The sequence below is a fragment of the Schaalia naturae genome (assembly GCF_042665795.1).
GTDB lineage: Bacteria > Actinomycetota > Actinomycetes > Actinomycetales > Actinomycetaceae > Pauljensenia > Pauljensenia naturae.
This window is the reverse complement of the sequence record NZ_JBHTEF010000001.1, coordinates 1,624,242-1,639,575: the sequence shown is the minus strand read 5'-3', so window position 1 is coordinate 1,639,575 and position 15,334 is coordinate 1,624,242. Positions and strand designations below refer to the sequence as shown.

General features: G+C 66.5%; 15 protein-coding genes. 11 read left to right on the top strand and 4 right to left on the bottom strand.

Annotation, left to right across the window (positions count from 1 at the left end):
* Positions 1-27: 27 nt before the first annotated feature.
* From ACFQWG_RS07270 to ACFQWG_RS07260, 3 genes are all read left to right on the top strand, one after another.
* Positions 28-1,509 carry an ApeA N-terminal domain 1-containing protein gene (locus ACFQWG_RS07270; protein ID WP_380973750.1) on the top strand — a complete coding sequence of 494 codons (1,482 nt, stop codon included), beginning with the start codon at positions 28-30 and terminating at the stop codon, positions 1,507-1,509.
* A gap of 177 nt (positions 1,510-1,686) precedes the next feature.
* Positions 1,687-2,739 (top strand): DUF4238 domain-containing protein, encoded by a 1,053-nt coding sequence (locus ACFQWG_RS07265; RefSeq protein WP_380973747.1) that lies wholly within the window; start codon positions 1,687-1,689, stop codon positions 2,737-2,739.
* Between the two features lie 184 nt (positions 2,740-2,923).
* Entirely contained in the window at positions 2,924-3,652 is a 729-nt protein-coding gene (locus ACFQWG_RS07260) for a hypothetical protein (protein ID WP_380973744.1), read from the top strand.
* Between the two features lie 8 nt (positions 3,653-3,660).
* On the opposite strand, the gene ACFQWG_RS07255 is transcribed toward ACFQWG_RS07260, so the two are convergent.
* Positions 3,661-4,257: a GNAT family N-acetyltransferase gene (locus ACFQWG_RS07255; protein WP_380973741.1), complete on the bottom strand. Its 597-nt coding sequence runs from the start codon at positions 4,255-4,257 to the stop codon at positions 3,661-3,663.
* A gap of 203 nt (positions 4,258-4,460) precedes the next feature.
* Here ACFQWG_RS07255 and ACFQWG_RS07250 point away from each other — a divergent pair, with 203 nt between their 5' ends.
* From ACFQWG_RS07250 to ACFQWG_RS07230, 5 genes are all read left to right on the top strand, one after another.
* The gene (locus tag ACFQWG_RS07250; RefSeq protein ID WP_380973738.1) at positions 4,461-4,682 is read left to right on the top strand and encodes a hypothetical protein; all 222 of its coding nucleotides are present in this window, start codon (positions 4,461-4,463) and stop codon (positions 4,680-4,682) included.
* Positions 4,683-4,804: 122 nt separating this feature from the next.
* The gene (locus ACFQWG_RS07245) at positions 4,805-5,224 is read left to right on the top strand and encodes a GNAT family N-acetyltransferase (protein ID WP_380973735.1); all 420 of its coding nucleotides are present in this window, start codon (positions 4,805-4,807) and stop codon (positions 5,222-5,224) included.
* 83 nt (positions 5,225-5,307) lie between these two features.
* Positions 5,308-6,030, top strand: coding sequence for a hypothetical protein (locus ACFQWG_RS07240; protein ID WP_380973732.1), 723 nt, complete (start codon positions 5,308-5,310; stop codon positions 6,028-6,030).
* The gene (locus ACFQWG_RS07235; protein ID WP_380973729.1) at positions 6,023-6,883 is read left to right on the top strand and encodes a GrpB family protein; all 861 of its coding nucleotides are present in this window, start codon (positions 6,023-6,025) and stop codon (positions 6,881-6,883) included. Before ACFQWG_RS07240 ends, ACFQWG_RS07235 begins: the two co-directional genes overlap by 8 nt.
* 222 nt (positions 6,884-7,105) lie before the next feature.
* Positions 7,106-7,708, top strand: coding sequence for a mismatch-specific DNA-glycosylase (locus tag ACFQWG_RS07230; RefSeq protein ID WP_380973726.1), 603 nt, complete (start codon positions 7,106-7,108; stop codon positions 7,706-7,708).
* 308 nt (positions 7,709-8,016) lie between these two features.
* Here ACFQWG_RS07230 and ACFQWG_RS07225 read toward each other — a convergent pair whose 3' ends face one another.
* From ACFQWG_RS07225 to ACFQWG_RS07215, 3 genes are all read right to left on the bottom strand, one after another.
* Positions 8,017-8,451: a hypothetical protein gene (locus ACFQWG_RS07225; RefSeq protein ID WP_380973723.1), complete on the bottom strand. Its 435-nt coding sequence runs from the start codon at positions 8,449-8,451 to the stop codon at positions 8,017-8,019.
* A 204-nt stretch (positions 8,452-8,655) separates the two neighbouring features.
* Entirely contained in the window at positions 8,656-9,264 is a 609-nt protein-coding gene (locus ACFQWG_RS07220; RefSeq protein ID WP_380973720.1) for an O-acetyl-ADP-ribose deacetylase, read from the bottom strand.
* Positions 9,265-9,267: 3 nt separating this feature from the next.
* Positions 9,268-10,131 (bottom strand): D-hexose-6-phosphate mutarotase, encoded by an 864-nt coding sequence (locus tag ACFQWG_RS07215; RefSeq protein WP_380973718.1) that lies wholly within the window; start codon positions 10,129-10,131, stop codon positions 9,268-9,270.
* Between the two features lie 402 nt (positions 10,132-10,533).
* On the opposite strand from ACFQWG_RS07215, the gene ACFQWG_RS07210 reads away from it, so the two are divergent.
* The 3 genes from ACFQWG_RS07210 to ACFQWG_RS07200 all read left to right on the top strand — a co-directional run bounded on the left by ACFQWG_RS07210 (position 10,534) and on the right by ACFQWG_RS07200 (position 14,972).
* Positions 10,534-11,517, top strand: a complete 984-nt coding sequence (locus ACFQWG_RS07210) for an ABC transporter permease (protein ID WP_380973715.1) — start codon at positions 10,534-10,536, stop codon at positions 11,515-11,517.
* A 28-nt stretch (positions 11,518-11,545) separates the two neighbouring features.
* Complete coding sequence (locus tag ACFQWG_RS07205; protein WP_380973712.1) at positions 11,546-12,562, top strand: ABC transporter permease; 1,017 nt, start codon at positions 11,546-11,548, stop codon at positions 12,560-12,562.
* A gap of 139 nt (positions 12,563-12,701) precedes the next feature.
* Positions 12,702-14,972, top strand: a complete 2,271-nt coding sequence (locus tag ACFQWG_RS07200; RefSeq protein WP_380973709.1) for an ABC transporter ATP-binding protein — start codon at positions 12,702-12,704, stop codon at positions 14,970-14,972.
* Positions 14,973-15,334 lie beyond the last annotated feature (362 nt).

Sequence of the window (15,334 nt, the reverse complement as noted above, 5' to 3'; positions counted from 1 at the left end):
TCTCGCGGCGAGGAGTGAGGGAGCGCAATGTCCAACGATCCCTTGAGTCTCGATGAGGCCGGCGAGTGGGCTGGTCTGTGGTGGCTACCGGACGACCCAGACGAGACGGTCCCGGGCGTCCTCCGATACGACGCAGACGGTGGCCTTTCACTGTCGTTGATCGGCGCGTTCGAGGACCGCATCATGTCGACCCCCAGACCTGGGGTGACCGCGTACCACGAGGGCACCAGGACATGGGACGTGATCCATGGCAGTGCCGAGCAACGCGAGATCACCCTCCTCGGCACCGTTCCGCGCAGCAGTAAGAGGACATTCGGAGCCCGAGTGGCGAGCCCCGACAAGCAGACCGTCACCGCGACGGTTGCCATCATCGGTGCGCATGTCAGCGGCGATTCGGATCCGGCGTTCGCTACGGCAGAGGTCTCGGTCGAGGACTTGGGCCTCTGGGCGGCGTCTTCAGTGTTCGAAGGATTCGTCGGCGTTCCCGACGGCAAGATTGACGGGACCGGACGTATCTCGGTGAAGCCGGTCGAGGCGCAGTCGGTCGTGGTCGATGACACCGAGTATCGCCTTGTGCATACTCACACGCTCCCGTACTTCGAGCAGCGCAAGGGTGGCGCTGTCGGGCGTATGAAGGACACGGTATCCATCCGCGTTGCGCCGGCCGAACCGTTTTCGCTGAGCGTTGCTCTGCACGAGGCGAGTCTGGTCCAGGACCTGATCTCCTTAGCGACGCATCGCGCGGCTGGGGTGATCTGGCTCCGATTGGAAGTGGCTGGTTCCGAGTCACAGCTGCCTGACGGTCGGACCTTGCCGCGCCGACGTGCCGACGTGCTCTACTCGCCCGCCGCACTCGGCAAGCATGACGCGAAGGTCGTCGATCACCATCGAGTGTTCTTTACTTGCGATTCGCTCCCATTCGAGGAGGTCCTGCCCCGTTGGTGTGAGGCTCATGGCCGCATGCAAGCAGCGACGAACATGATCTTGGGCTTGCGCTATGCGCCGGCTCGATTCGTAGAGAACAATCTTCTGACGGCAGTCGGGGCTGCTGAGGTGCTGCACCGCAACCTCCACATCGACGAGAAGCCGTTCCCCAAGGCGGAGTTCACGTCGATGCGCGAGGCGATGCTTGCACAGGTCCCCGATGAGTACCGAGACCGGTTCAAGGGGGCTATCCGCAACGATCCGACGCTCCGGGATCGGCTCCACGCACTCGCTGCGCGACCCGATCAGGAAGCGATCGCGCAGCTAGTGCCGGACATCGACCACTGGGCGAGGAGGACGACGCGGGCGCGCAATGATCTCGCGCACGAGGGCAGGACGCCCAACCATTCCATCGAGGAGCTGATCGCCGTCGTCGAGGTGACGACCGCGGTCGTGATCCTCAACGTCTTGCACGAACTGGGGTTGTCGGCGGAGCGACAGCGAGAGATCGTGCGGGATCACCCAACGCTCAGGTACACGGCGGGTCTTGCTCGCGAGTGGTTGGTCGCCCCCGAATTTGACTGATCGCCCTGCTCGCTGCTGGGCTCAGGACGGCCATTCGTCTGAGCGTGTCGGGGCCGTCGGGAAGACTGTTGATGTGAAGAAGGCGCGGTCATCGAGATCGGCGCACGCCGCGCACGCGCGACGTAGGGGCTGCATGGGAGAGAGCGATTCAGGTGCGACCGCATAGGAGGTGCGCGCATGACTGACAGGAGGAGCACGGCGAAGCTGCATCACTATGTGCCGCAGGGATACCTTCGGGGCTTTGCGACGGACATAGAGCGGGTCAGGGTCGTGCCACTCGACCGCTCTCGTCAGGCATACACGCCGAGCGTGAAGAACGTAGCTGCCCAGAACCACTTCCACACAGTCGGTGAGTTCGATGAGCCGGATGCGTTCGAGAAAGCGCTGAGCGTCGTCGAGGGCCAAGCTCTCGGCATCATCAGGGGCTTTGCCAACGGTGAGTTTCCCCCCTCCGAGGAGAACAGGTGGGCCTTCGCCCACTACACGGCGTTGCAGAGCGTGCGCGGGCCGGACACCCGGAGGACGACCGAGCATCTCCGCGCGACCATGGTCCGGCTGGAGGTGGGGGCCGGTGGCCGCAAGAATGTCGGTGCCTGGATTCGTGACAATTTCGGAATCGACCCGACGCCCGAGCAGGAGGATCGGATCTGGGACGAGGCCACCCAACCTGGTGGACCGCCAATCAGTTTTTCCAACCTGGCTCACATCCAGAACATGGTCGAGACCGCGATCGAGCTGACGCCTTACTTTGCCACCCGCCCCTGGACACTCGTTCGCTTCGAACGACGCTCCCTCATCACGTCGGATGCTCCGGTCAGCCTGGTGCGCCGACCGGACGACCAGCCGTGGGCGGGAGTCGGTTTCGCGACGGCATGGGGCGTCACGTTCCCGCTAACGCGCAAGCTGGGGCTGCTCATGAGTGACCCCATGGCGATGTTGGAAGGTTTTGAAGCGGACGATCCGCGCGTCCAGCAGGTCCGCGAGATGGTGCTTGCTGGACGGATCGACCAAATCCAGTCCGGGACCACAGCAATGGAGAAGCTGTTCAACCAGCACACGGCGCAGTCGGCCCGCGAGTACGTCTTTCACCACCCTGAGGACGAGCGCTTCGTCCCTGCCGACTTGCCTGAACCGGATCTCATCAACATCAAATCGATGGGGGGACTCGTCAACATGGACTTCGACGGTGAGCCGCTGTTCGCGCCGCAAGTACACGAGGGTCAGGCGTGACGTTCGGAAGCGAAGAGGGTAGGTACCTGTCGTAGTCGCACCGAGCAGACTGCCTTGCGTGTGGGCATGTGGTGGAGTTCCGGTTCAATGTATAAACAAGGAGCCCCCGCCGTGGCGGAGGCTCCTGAGGTATGTGCATCAGTCCAAGCCCGATGCTCGCAGCAGTAACGATACGCTTGGGGACGTGAGTAGTCAACATCCCATTGAGGCCTTGGCTGGCTCAGTGCGTCTGGCTCCGTACCTGAAGGAAGCTGGCGACAACGCCAAGGCTACTGATCTGTACCTGTGGGCAGGGGACCTCGCCGGAGCTCTCCACTCCATGATCGCCTTCGTCGAGGTCGCCGTGCGAAACGCACTCGACGTCCAACTGGTCGAGTGGAACCGGACACAGGTCGGCCAGCGCGGTCGGGACCGGGCGTTACGAGACTGCACTGCACCGTTGCTGTATGAACTGATGGGTCCGAAGCGACTCAAGTTCGCGCGAGAGAGTGCTGAGAAGGAAGCGCGCCGCCGCCCCAAGGGGCATCCCCGGAGAGGCGTTCCGGTGACGAACGATGACGTGGTCGCCCAGCTGATGTTCGGAGCGTGGGTCAATCTCGTTGTTCCGGTCAGCGGCTCGTCACGGCGGCAGCAGCGCCTGTGGGACGAAGGACTGAACGCCGCGTTCCCAGGAATCGACAGCTCAGATGCCGGGCGGGCCAAGGTGGGACGCCAGTTGGAGCGCATCCGGAAACTGCGAAACCGGGTCGCACATCACGACAGCCTTCTCGGCGTCGAGATCGACTATCGCCTCAACGACATGCTGGCCGTTCTGCGAGCGATAGACCCTCGATTGCCTGCCCTCGCGATGGCACGGAGCCGAGTTCGAGCTGTTTCGAAGGACGACCCACGCCGGCGGTGGAATGCGAGATGACCTGTCGCTCACATCTGCTCACGTTGCTCACTGATCTTCACAACACGCGGAACGCGGTCGAGTTTCGATTCAATGTGTAGTCGTGACTCGATGTGACGCTCTGCGACGGGCTTGTGCCGAACGGCTCGCCGCATGCAGATGAGGCGGGAGCGTTCATCCCACGAGGCCACCTGCACGAATCCGCGTGACTCGTACATGCGGATGGCGCTCTGGCGCCAGTCCCACACCGTCAGCGTCACCGGAACGGACCCGGCCGCGACGATCGCAACATCGAGCAGAGCCGAACCGACGCCGCGACCCCGTACGCCAGGAGATGCCCACAGGCGCTTGACCTCAACCGACTCAGCCTGCGGCTTCACGACAACGACGCCGACCACCCTCCGGTCGAGTTCGGCCACGAAGACCAGGCAGTCCGACAACGCGCCGGCCGGATCTTCGACTTCGGCTCGGTACTTCACAGGAAGCTCCCCCATGGGAGAAAGACACCCGCCGGCTCCCTGTTCGGTCTTCTCCTTCTCTGTTTGGACGAGATACGCTTGAAGCGCCTTGCCGATCGCCGCGGCGTCGTCGGGCTGGGCATCGCGGATGAACGGCTTCAGCGTCACGACGGACATCTCCTCGAGTCTTGCAACTTTCTGGTTGTGCGCCGCGAACTCTACCGCGGGTCGTATGCAGGCCGGGTATCGACTGATCTGACTGCAGAGGTTGATCGGCCGCCGGGCATGGTGGAGTTCTCGCTCGACGTGCGACGCGCAAGAACCGCGGCTCGGGAGGGGAAGCCGCCGGACGACATGGAGGGCGGGCGACGATGAGCAAGTACGATCCCTTGTGGCGGCGAGTGGGCGGGCAGACGTCCCACTCGTTCGTCATGACGTTCGACCAGATCCGTGAGGTCCTGGGTTTCGGGATCGACCACTCGTTCCTCACCTTCAAGAAGGAGCTTCCGGCCTATGGCTACACGGTCGGCAAGATCTCCCTCAAACAGCAGACCGTGGTGTTCGAACGCGTGGATTCGACGCAGGCGCGATGACAGCCGGATGTCCACGCGTCCGCCGGCGTGCGCGCCGGATCGGTGAGGACCCTGTGCGTAGCGGTGCCCGGCAAACAGGGACGTCCTCGTCCCGGGAACGCTGTCGCCTCCCGGACCGACTCATGGTCGGACGCGCGCGAACATTGCGCGACGCCGCGCGTCTCGTGCGCCGCAAGGTTTTCGTCGACGAGCAGGGCGTGCCGGAGGACGAGGTGTTCGACGGCGCGGATGGGCGAGCCGTCCACGTGGTGGCCTTCACTGGTGAGGAGCCCCTCGCGACCGCACGGTGCCTGGAACTGGAGAGCCGCATCTGGCGCGTCGGGCAGGTCGCCGTCCTCGAGCCTGCTCGCGGCCTGGGCACGGGGACGCTCGTCATGCGCGCGGCCCTCAAACACGTCGTCTCGTGCGGCGGTGTCGAGATCGTGCTCGCCGCGCAGAGCGGCGCCGCGGAGTTCTACCGGCGGCTCGGCTTCGCGCAGTGCGCCCCGGGTGATGCTCTCGAGTCGGGAGTCGTCCTCGTCCCGATGTCCCTTACGCTGTGAGACCGCCGGGCACCTCCCGGCCGCGACGGGCGTCGGATCATCCGGCGACCCGGGAGAACAGGTCCGACAGCGAAGAGCGGGCCATGCGATACCTGCTGACCCTGACCGGATGGACCCACACAGACCTGCGTGAGCTCTTCGAGCGAGCCGGCCAGTACCGTGCCAGGACCGGCGCAGGGACCGAGGGCGCCGCCGTGATGTTCTTCCCGCCCGCGAGTCTCCGCACACGGGTGTCCTTCGAACGCGGAGCGGCGGAGATGGGACTCCAGCCGATCGTCCTCCTCTCCGAGACTCTGGACACAGACGAGGATCTCGTTGATCTCGCCGGCTATCTCGCCTCATGGGCGAGGCTCCTCGTCGTCAGGCACAAGGACAGGACAGTGCCGGAGAAACTGGCAAGCACCGAGGCGCTCCCGGTGATCAACGCGATGACCGCTGCCGACCACCCCTGCGAGATCCTCTCCGACCTCTACGCGCTGTCCCAGGCAACCGATGTATTCGGTCTGCGCATCCTGTTCGTCGGGGCGGACGGGAACATCGCGCGCGCCTGGCGGGAGGCCGACCGATCCTTCGGACTAGATGTCCGCCAGACTCGCCCAGTCGGCCTTCGGGTTCCGGGGATGCCATGGGAGGAGGACCTCGCGATCGCGATGACGGCAGCGGATGTCGTGATCACGGCCGCTCCGGGACGCCACGAGGGCGAGCTCGTCGGCCTACCGAGTGACGGCGGATCTCCTCGACGCCGCCCCCGCAAATGTCCGGTTCATCCCATGCCCACCCTTCGTGAGAGGATGCGAGGTGGCTGAGAACGCCGTTGACCACCCGTCCTTCGTCGGGTACCGCTTCAAGCGACTCCTCGTGCCGGTGCCGCAGGTGGTGATGTCCTGGGTCTTGGAGGACGGATGGCGCCGGCGGGCCGCCCTCGCCCGGCACCGGCCTAGGCTTGGGCCCGTGGGAGCGTGGACAGGGGACGAGCAGCGACGGCCGGCCGCGGTTCCGCGCTCGACAACGGGGGATAGGGACTCCTCGCCGCCGTGCCTGTCGGAGATGACCCTGGAGGAGCTCTGGAGGATCTTCCCGATCGTCCTGCGGAGGCACGATCCCGCCTACGGGCAATGGTTCGAACAGGTGCGTCACGAGTTGCAAGCGCAGTGGGGCCCGCTTGCGGTGCGCATCAGCCACATCGGTTCCACCGCGGTGCCCGGGCTTCTCGCCAAGCCGACGGTTGACATCCTCCTTGAGCTGTCGATCGGCGTGGCTCCTCGCCAGGCGCTCGAAAGGCTCATCGCGTCGGGATGGACACGGATGTCCGGAGACGTCTTGGAGCCGATGCGCCTCGCGATGAACCGCGGGTACACGCCCCGAGGGTATGCCGACCGGGTATTCCACCTGCACGTCCGACACCCGGGGGATCCCGACGAGCTTTACTTCCGCGACTACCTGATCGACCACTCCGACGTCCGTGACGAGTACGGCGCTCTCAAGCGCGGTCTGCAGATGCGTTTCGAGCACGATCGGGAGGCGTACACGGAGGCGAAGACGCCGTTCATCCGTGCAGCGACGGCGCGAGCGCGAGCTCAGTACGGACCGCGTCACGCGCTCGGCAGAGAGCCCTCGGGAGCAGCTCCAGTGGTTCCCCACGGCATCGTCCGCTCCTGAGGATGAGGGCCGCGCCGACCGGGCAAGCGCGGTCCGCTGGTCTGCTCGCCGAGTGGTCGCTCGCGAGCGACCACTCGGCGAGCGAGGGGAAACGGGACAGGGACTGCTCCGAGGCGCGACCGGAAGCAGGCGGCCACGGATCGCGATACAGTGCCGGGGGTGAACAACCTGACGTCTTCCGACAAGCACCGGGTTTGCGCCATTCCGAGAAGACCGTCCCCATTGGGAGGACGACGCCCCACTCGCGAGGATCTCGCTCGGTTCGCCTCCGACGATCCCGACGCGATCGATGACGTCCTGCCCGCGTCGGGGGAACGCCTCAGGCTCCTCATCGTCGGCATCAATCCAGGACTGTGGACGGCCGCAGTCAACGCGCCCTTCGCGCGCCCCGGCAACAGGTTCTGGCCGTCGCTCCATCGCTCGGGCCTCACAGATCACCTGGTCGACGCCTCGACCGGACTGTCCGATGAGGACGAGTCGCAGCTCCTCTCCCGCGGGATCGGGTTGACCAACATCGTCGGCCGGGCCACGGCTCGGGCCGACGAACTGACCCGGGAGGAACTGAGAGCCGGCTGCGCGCATCTGATCAGACGGGTCGCCAAGCTGCGGCCGCGGGCGGTGGCAGTCGCGGGGATCACCGCTTTCAGAATCGCATTCGGCCGGCCTCGGGCGCGTTTGGGGGTTCAAGACACCGGGGACGTTCCGGGATGGCCGTCGAACTCGCAGTTGTGGGTCGTGCCCCAGCCCAGCGGGCTCAACGCCCACGAGAACGTCGACTCCCTCGCACTGCGTTGGCGCGAGGTGTGGGACGCGTCCGGCGACTGAAGGACCAGAGGCCAGGCATTCCCGTTGGGATCGGTGCGCGCCGAGTGGACGCGTGCATGCGACCACTCGGCGTTGGTGTGAGACACGGGGGCGATCGAGGTCTTCCTGCAGAACACTCCGGCGTTCGTCGCCGACGGGACGTCAGACCGGCGCGGACTTCGCCAGACGTCCCCATGCAAAGGGGTATCCCCGTGGATCTGCTGCAGAATCTCCTGTGAGAGAAGTCGGAGGAACGCTAGCCCGCAGGCGTGGACTGGAGAGGCCCCGAACCGGCGACGGTGACGGGAACGTCCCGTGCCGTTGAGATCTCAGGCGAAGAAGGACTCGCCGGAGGGGCGGGTTGGACGGACTTCGGTGACGGTGTCGAGCGCGCAGACGTAGAAGCCGAGAAGAGTGGTGCCGGTTCGGCGGCACTGTGCGACAAGCGTCTCCCGCCAGGCTCGGGCAAGGTCCGCAGGGAGGTCTGTTCTCGTCCCGGCCGCGACGAGGACGGCAGGCGCGGACAGCGCCTCAAGGATGCTACCGACGTAGAGATGACGGTCCGCGTTGCTGCACCGCCAGTGCGTCTCGTCCACCATGATGGGGTTGCCCGCGATTCGGTGCTCCGCATCACAGACGATGACGGCTAGCGAGTCAGCGACGCGATCGCGCTCGCCCATAACGAGGTCGACGACATCGGCAGCGAGTCCGGAGGCGGACAGCGGGTTTAGGTTCCAGTTCTCAGGAAGATCGCGGAATGTCATGTGCCGAGCATTCCAGACCGAAACGGACTGCGGCGAAAATCCACTATATCTGTGGATCAGCGAGTCACAGGTGCGAAAAACCGTGTGGGTGGTCGCGCGATGTCGATCCGTGGCAGTCTCATGGATCCGCCGAGTGGTCGCGTGCGAGCGACCACTCGGCGAGGATGACGTGGAAGGGCGAACGGGACGCCCGGGCGGAGCCGGTCAGAGGACATCGGCGAACTCGGACTCGAAGGCTTCTCGGACCGGTGTGTTGACGGCCACAAACAAGACCTCGTCCACCTCGGGCCAGATCTGTGCCGTGCGCGCGCCGGCGGAGCCGGCGCCGTCCTCGTCGATGGGGAGGATGGCGCGCCGGGCCGCGGCGGCGACAGCGCTCGGGGGCCAGCCGTACGCGCCCGCGCCGATGGTGGGGAACGCGACGGACCGCGCTCCGATCTCGGCGGCGACACGCAGTGAGGAACGGAAGCACGACTCGAGCACGCCCGGATCCGTCTCACCGGCGTGCCGGTTCGGGCCGACCGTGTGGATCACCCACCGGGCGGACAGGTCGAAACCGGGTGTCGCCGCCGCCTGCCCCGGGGGGAGGCCTTCCGGCAGGGAGGTCGCGCGCAACTCGCGGCAGGCGGCCAGAAGCCGGGGACCGGCCGCCCGGTGGATGGCGCCATCGACGCCCCCGCCGCCGAGGAGAGAGGAGTTCGCGGCGTTGACGATCGCGTCGACGGACAGGAGCGTGATATCGCCCGTGACCACGCGCAGACGAGGCGCGCTCCTGAGCGACGAGGCGGGAGGACAGCCGGTGGCGTCGCCCATCGTTTACGCCATCGGGTCGACGTGGAGGATGAGGATCAGCGTGTGCTCCTCGCCCGGCGACAGGCTGACCGCGTCGTCGCGGACGTTGCCCACCTCGACGCACACGAAGTCCTGCCAGTCATGAGGGCCTAGATCCGAGAGCTCCGCGGCGCCCTCGGCCCATGGATTCCATACGATCGTGCTGGCCGAGCTGTCCTTGTCGATCGTGATCGCGCGGCGTCGACGGGGGTCGTGAAGCACGAGGGCGGCGGCGGAGCGGTAGATGCGATCCGTGGGCCCGACGAGGGCGAGCTCACCGACCTGTGTACGCCGCCGGCCGTCGTCGCGGACCGCATCCAGGTAGTCCGAGCCCTCGAGGCCATCGATCGTGACATCCTTCACGTCGCCGACCGCGAAGTAGGTGTGGAGGGCCTCCTCGATCCGGACAGCGTGGTCGTCGTCGTTGACCACGGTCAGGCTCAGGACCAGCTCGTCGGTGACGGAGACGCGCAGAAGCGCATGGAAGCGATGGGGGAAGAGCCCGGCCGAAACGTCTTCGCCTACGGGAGCATGGTCGAGGCGGAAGCTCCGCGAAGCGAGGCCCGGGCTCTCCGGGGCGTCCTCGGCATCGAGCATGCGCCACCGCGTCGTGCGCGCGAAGCCATGGGAGGGGCGCATCGCACCGCCAGGCCCCGTCCCGAACCACGGCAGGCACACCGGAATGCCGCCCCGCACGGGCACGGATCCGTCGAGGACCGCTCTCGGGGACATCCACAGGACGGGTGCCTCGCCATCAGGCGCCCAGGACATCACCTGGGCGCCGAAGGGCGTGACCGTCCCACTGCTGCCCGGGCCGGCGAGGGAGGCGCGCTTGTCGAGGATCGTCATGCCACCGAGCCTAGACGCATTCCTGTGACCAGTGGGTTCAGTGAAGGCCTGTGATCGCCCGCGCCTCAGGGGGAGGCCGAGGCTCCCGAGTGGTCGCACGCACGCGACCACTCGGCGTTCACTCGAGGCCTGGGAGGGGGGCCGCGGGGAGGGACGAAAGAGGCAGAGGAACTGGGCATGATGGGGCGTGGCCGGGGCCACGCGTTTTCGACCGGGGGCAGGTCGTGGCCTACAGTAAACAAACGGTATTCTGACCGAGTCGTAGGAGTCTCGCGATGGATCCGGGCGACGGCTGGTCGCGTCGGATCCACGCGGACTCCTCGGTGAAGCTGAGCGCCGACGAACGACCGGATTCGTCCCGAAGAGGTCGGGGTCGGTGCGCCCATCGAAAGTAAGTGCCCGATGACCCGATATCTGTTGAGGCGACTTCTCAACTACATCGTCCTGCTGTTCATCGCCGTGACCTTCGCCTACTTGCTGGCAGGTTCGGCGATGGAGCCCCGATCGGTGTTCGACTGGACGAATCCGCATCTCAACAAGGATGCGATCCTCGCTCAGCTGACGAGTTTCAACCTCAACACCGACGTCCCTCTCGTCGAGCGCTACTGGACATGGCTGCAGGGCGTCGTCGGGCACTGGGACTGGGGGCGCACGCCGAACGGCGACTACGTCAACCAACTGCTCGCGGTGCGCATCTGGGTCTCGGTCCGCTTGATCTTCCTGGGCTCGTTCATCGGGATCATCGGCGGCGTGGCGCTGGGAGCCTGGACGGCGACGCGTCAGTACAAGATCTCCGACCGCGTGGTGTCGATCCTGTGCCTCATCATCATCTCGACCCCGACGATCGTCCTGGCGACCCTCCTCCAGATCGGGGCCACTCATTTCAACCAGGCGACGGGGACGAACGTCTTCGAGTTCATCGGCGAGACCGGCCAGATCGGCTCGTATCCCGGCGGAGCCCTGGTCGATCGGGCACAGCATCTGCTGCTCCCGACGATCTCGATGTCGCTGGGCGGCATCGCCACCTACTCTCGTTACCAGCGCAACCTCATGCTCGACACGTTGGGCGCCGACTACGTGCGCACGGCCCGCGCCAAGGGGCTCACGAAGGGACGGGCGATGAGCCGCCACGCGCTCCGCACGGCGCTCGTCCCCATGGCCACCTACTTCGCCTTCGTCATCGCGCAGCTCTTCCAGGGCGCCACGATCACCGAGAGGATCTTCGGGTGGCACGGCATGGGCGAGTACTCCGTCTCCTCGATCACCGGTCAGGACGTCAATGGCACGGTCGCCGTCGTCGCCTTCTCGGCGGTGTGCACGTTCTTCGGGTTGATGCTCTCCGATATCTTCACCGTCGTCGTCGACCCGCGTGTGCGGGTGAGCTGAGCGAGGGACGGAACAGGAGAGCATGCACATGTCATTCCGCAACACTCGCCGCACGGACCGCGAGCAGAACAGCCGCAATCCCGAGCAGGACGCCCACGACGTCTCCACCGCGGAGCGCAGGGACAATCATGTCCTCACCGAGGGCGATCCTGTGAACCCGCAGGATGCCGACGGCCACCAGCGGTATAACCGGCGTCAGCTGATCACCCGCCGCTTCCTGCGCAACAAGACGGCCGTCGTCGGCCTCATCGGCTTCATCCTCATCGTGCTTTTCGCGATCTTCGGGAACTTCATCGCCCAGTGGGGGTACACGGAGGTCGACTCTCACGCCTTCCTCAAGGGGCCGTCCGCCGACCACTGGCTGGGCACGACCCAGAACGGGCGCGACGTCCTGGCCATGACCGTGGCCGGCCTGCGCAAGTCGCTGGTCATCGGCATCTCTGTCGCCGCGATCCAGACCGTGGTCGCGGCCCTGGTCGGTGCGGCCGCCGCCTATTTCGGCAAGGCCGTCGACACGATGATGCTGTGGGTCATCGATCTGCTGCTGGTCATCCCGTCATTCCTGCTCATCGCCATCATCACCCAGAAACTCGGGGGCCACAAGGGCTCGACGCTGACGTTCATCTTCCTGCTCGCGGCCTTCGGCTGGATGCTCACCGCCCGCGTCATCCGTTCGATGACCCTGTCGGTTATCAGCCTGGACTATGTGCGCGCCGCGAAGTACATGTCGGTGCCGGCCTGGACGATCATCGTCCGCCACATCATCCCCAACGTCTCCTCCTACCTCATCGTCGACGCGACCCTGGGGGTCGTCTCCGCCGTCATGCAGGAGACGGTGCTCTCCTACTTCGGCTTCGGCGTCCAGCCCCCTGAGACCTCGCTGGGCACGTTGCTGGCCGACGGCCAGACCATGGCCACGACCTTCCCCTGGATCTTCCTGGCGCCGGCCACCGTCCTGACGCTGATGCTCGTCTTCATCAACTTCATGGGCGATGGCCTGCGTGACGCCATCGATCCCTCCTCGAAGTCGGGCGGTGAGGCATGATCCGCGGGTCCAACAGGTCCAGGGCCGCCCTCGTCCCTGGTGGGGGAGGATCCCCGCATCGCGACGAGGACGCCGTCGGCGCGCACCGCGCACCGACGCGGGCGTGGACAACGACGACACAGACTGAGGGAGGCCTGCGATGAGCGGGACGGACCGGCGGCCGGCGGCCAGCACCGCCCAGGAGCGCGCCACCCACAAGAAGGTGCGGAAGGATGCGGATGCGGCCGAGCTGCCCCGGCGCGCCAAGGGCGTCCCGGTGCTCGAGGTCTCGGACCTCCATGTCACCTTCCCCTCCGAGGACGGACGCGTCCACGCCGTGCGAGGCGTCAACTTCTCGCTGATGTCCGGTGAGGTCCTGGGAATCGTCGGAGAGTCCGGCTCGGGGAAGTCTGTGACGTCCATGGCCGTGATGGGCCTGCTCGACGAGAACGCCCGCGTGGAGGGCTCCGTCAAGATGCACGGCACGGAACTCCTGGGGCGCTCCGACTCCTACATGTCGCGGATCCGCGGCGACAAGATCGCCATGGTGTTCCAGGACCCGCTGTCGGCCCTCACTCCCGTGTACACGATCGGCTCCCAGCTGGTCGAGGCGCTCCAGATCCACAACACGTACACGGACAAGGAGGCCGAGGCGCGCGCCATCGAGTTGCTCGACCTGGTTGGCATCCCCAATCCGGAGATCCGGTTCAAGTCCTTCCCCCACGAGTTCTCCGGCGGCATGCGCCAGCGCGCCATGATCGCCATGGCGATCGCCAACGACCCCGATCTCATCATCTGCGACGAGCCGACGACCGCCCTGGACGTCACCATCCAGGCCCAGATCCTCGAGCTCCTCAAGACGGCCCAGGAGGAGACCGGCGCCGCCGTCATCATGATCACCCACGACCTCGGCGTCGTCGCGGGCCTGGCCGACAAGGTCGCTGTGATGTACGCGGGACGCGTCGTCGAGCGCGGGACGGTGGACGACATCTTCTACGGCACCCGCATGCCCTACACGATCGGTCTGCTCGGCGCCTTGCCCCGCCCGGACCAGACCTCCGAGGAGGCGCTCGCCACGCTGGAGGGCAACCCCCCGTCCATGCTCGAGCTGCCCACGGGCTGCCCCTTCGCGCCGCGGTGCCCCCTGGTGGAGGACCGGTGCCGGGCCGGCGAGCCGACGCTCGTCGCGACGGACGCCTACAAGGACTCCGCCGAGGCCTCCGCGGGGGACGCGGGCGGCGGGGAGCTGGTCGCGGCCGGTGTCGTCGAACCGCACCGGGTGGCATGTATCCGGCACGAGGACATCGCCCGCAACCACTGGCACTTCGCGGACATCTACCCGATCCCCAGCCACATCGACCGAGCCGCCGGGCGGCGCGGGCGCGAGGAGCGGGACGTGGTCCTGGAGGTCCGCGATCTCACGAAGTTCTTCCCCCTGACGAAGGGCGCGGTGTTCAAACGCCGGGTCGGCACCGTCCACGCCGTCGACGGCATCTCCTTCGAGATCCGTCAGGGCGAGACGTTGGGCCTAGTCGGAGAGTCCGGATCGGGCAAGACCACGACCCTGCTCGAGATCCTGGACCTCAAGGCACCGGAGAACGGGCGCATCGTGGTGCTGGGCAAGGACACGTCCCAGATGAGCAACCGGATCCGCAAGGAGACTCGCAGGGACCTGCAGGTCGTCTTCCAGGACCCGATGGCCTCGCTGGATCCGCGGATGCCGGTGTTCGACATCATCGCCGAACCTCTGAAATACAACGGGTACTCGAAGGATCGCATCGAGAAGCGTGTCGAGCAGCTCATGGCGCTGGTCGGACTCGAACCAGCCCACGTCAACCGCTACCCGCGGCACTTCTCCGGCGGCCAGCGTCAGCGCATCGGCATCGCCCGGGCCCTGGCCCTCGAACCGAAGCTCCTGGTCCTCGACGAGCCCGTGTCGGCCTTGGACGTCTCCATCCAGGCGGGGGTCATCAACCTGCTCGACCAGCTCAAGACCGAGCTCGGTCTGTCCTACCTCTTCGTCGCCCACGACCTGTCCGTCATCCGCCACATCGCGGACCGCGTCGCCGTCATGTACCTGGGGAGACTGGTCGAGGTCGGCAGCGTGGAGGAGGTCTTCGACCGTCCACGCCATCCCTACACCCAGGCCCTGCTGTCGGCCATCCCGATCCCGGATCCCGCCAAGGAGCGGGCGCGCCACCGCATCATCCTGCGCGGCGACCTGCCCTCCCCGGCCAACCCGCCCTCGGGATGCCGTTTCCGCACCCGGTGCCCGCTTTTCCTCACTCTGCCCGACGAGCTCAGACAGCGCTGCGTCGACGAGTCGCCCGAGCTGCGTGTCATCGACGAGGGCGGCGCCGGCCACGCTCAGGACACCCACGTCGACGACCGTGCGGCGTGCCACTACGCGAAGCCGCAGAAGGTCTTCTGAGGCCGTCCGCCGCATGTGTCCCGCGGCGCTCCGATGAGGAGCTGCCCGGAGGCCCGTGTCCGGGGACGGTGCTCTCCGGAGTCGGAGCAGTGGGCGGGTGGGTTCGCGAACCCGGCTGCTCCCGGTTCTCGCTGAGCGCCGAGTGGTCGCGTGCTGGTGACCACTCGGCGCAGTCCCTCGTCTCGCCCCCGGCTCCCGCGAGAGACTCCGGACTCTGGAGACGCCGTTGGAGGGGAACTCGGCTTCTGGTCGCTCTGCGGCCGACGCGGGCGTGGTCACGATTGGTCACGATTCGGCCGCTAAGTGCGGTCACAGGGTGGCCCGATTGTCGAACATTGCTTCCTGTTGGCTAGCCTATGACC

What these genes read in the sequence shown, in the direction of transcription:
- ACFQWG_RS07265 (WP_380973747.1), top strand. Translation starts at nt 1,687, where the DNA reads ATGACTGACAGGAGGAGCACGGCGAAGCTGCATCACTATGTGCCGCAG.
- ACFQWG_RS07205 (WP_380973712.1), top strand. Translation starts at nt 11,546, where the DNA reads ATGTCATTCCGCAACACTCGCCGCACGGACCGCGAGCAGAACAGCCGC.
- ACFQWG_RS07200 (WP_380973709.1), top strand. Translation starts at nt 12,702, where the DNA reads ATGAGCGGGACGGACCGGCGGCCGGCGGCCAGCACCGCCCAGGAGCGC.
- ACFQWG_RS07270 (WP_380973750.1), top strand. Translation starts at nt 28, where the DNA reads ATGTCCAACGATCCCTTGAGTCTCGATGAGGCCGGCGAGTGGGCTGGT.
- ACFQWG_RS07245 (WP_380973735.1), top strand. Translation starts at nt 4,805, where the DNA reads ATGGTCGGACGCGCGCGAACATTGCGCGACGCCGCGCGTCTCGTGCGC.
- ACFQWG_RS07215 (WP_380973718.1), bottom strand. Translation starts at nt 10,131, where the DNA reads ATGACGATCCTCGACAAGCGCGCCTCCCTCGCCGGCCCGGGCAGCAGT.
- ACFQWG_RS07240 (WP_380973732.1), top strand. Translation starts at nt 5,308, where the DNA reads ATGCGATACCTGCTGACCCTGACCGGATGGACCCACACAGACCTGCGT.
- ACFQWG_RS07210 (WP_380973715.1), top strand. Translation starts at nt 10,534, where the DNA reads ATGACCCGATATCTGTTGAGGCGACTTCTCAACTACATCGTCCTGCTG.
- ACFQWG_RS07225 (WP_380973723.1), bottom strand. Translation starts at nt 8,451, where the DNA reads ATGACATTCCGCGATCTTCCTGAGAACTGGAACCTAAACCCGCTGTCC.
- ACFQWG_RS07220 (WP_380973720.1), bottom strand. Translation starts at nt 9,264, where the DNA reads ATGGGCGACGCCACCGGCTGTCCTCCCGCCTCGTCGCTCAGGAGCGCG.
- ACFQWG_RS07250 (WP_380973738.1), top strand. Translation starts at nt 4,461, where the DNA reads ATGAGCAAGTACGATCCCTTGTGGCGGCGAGTGGGCGGGCAGACGTCC.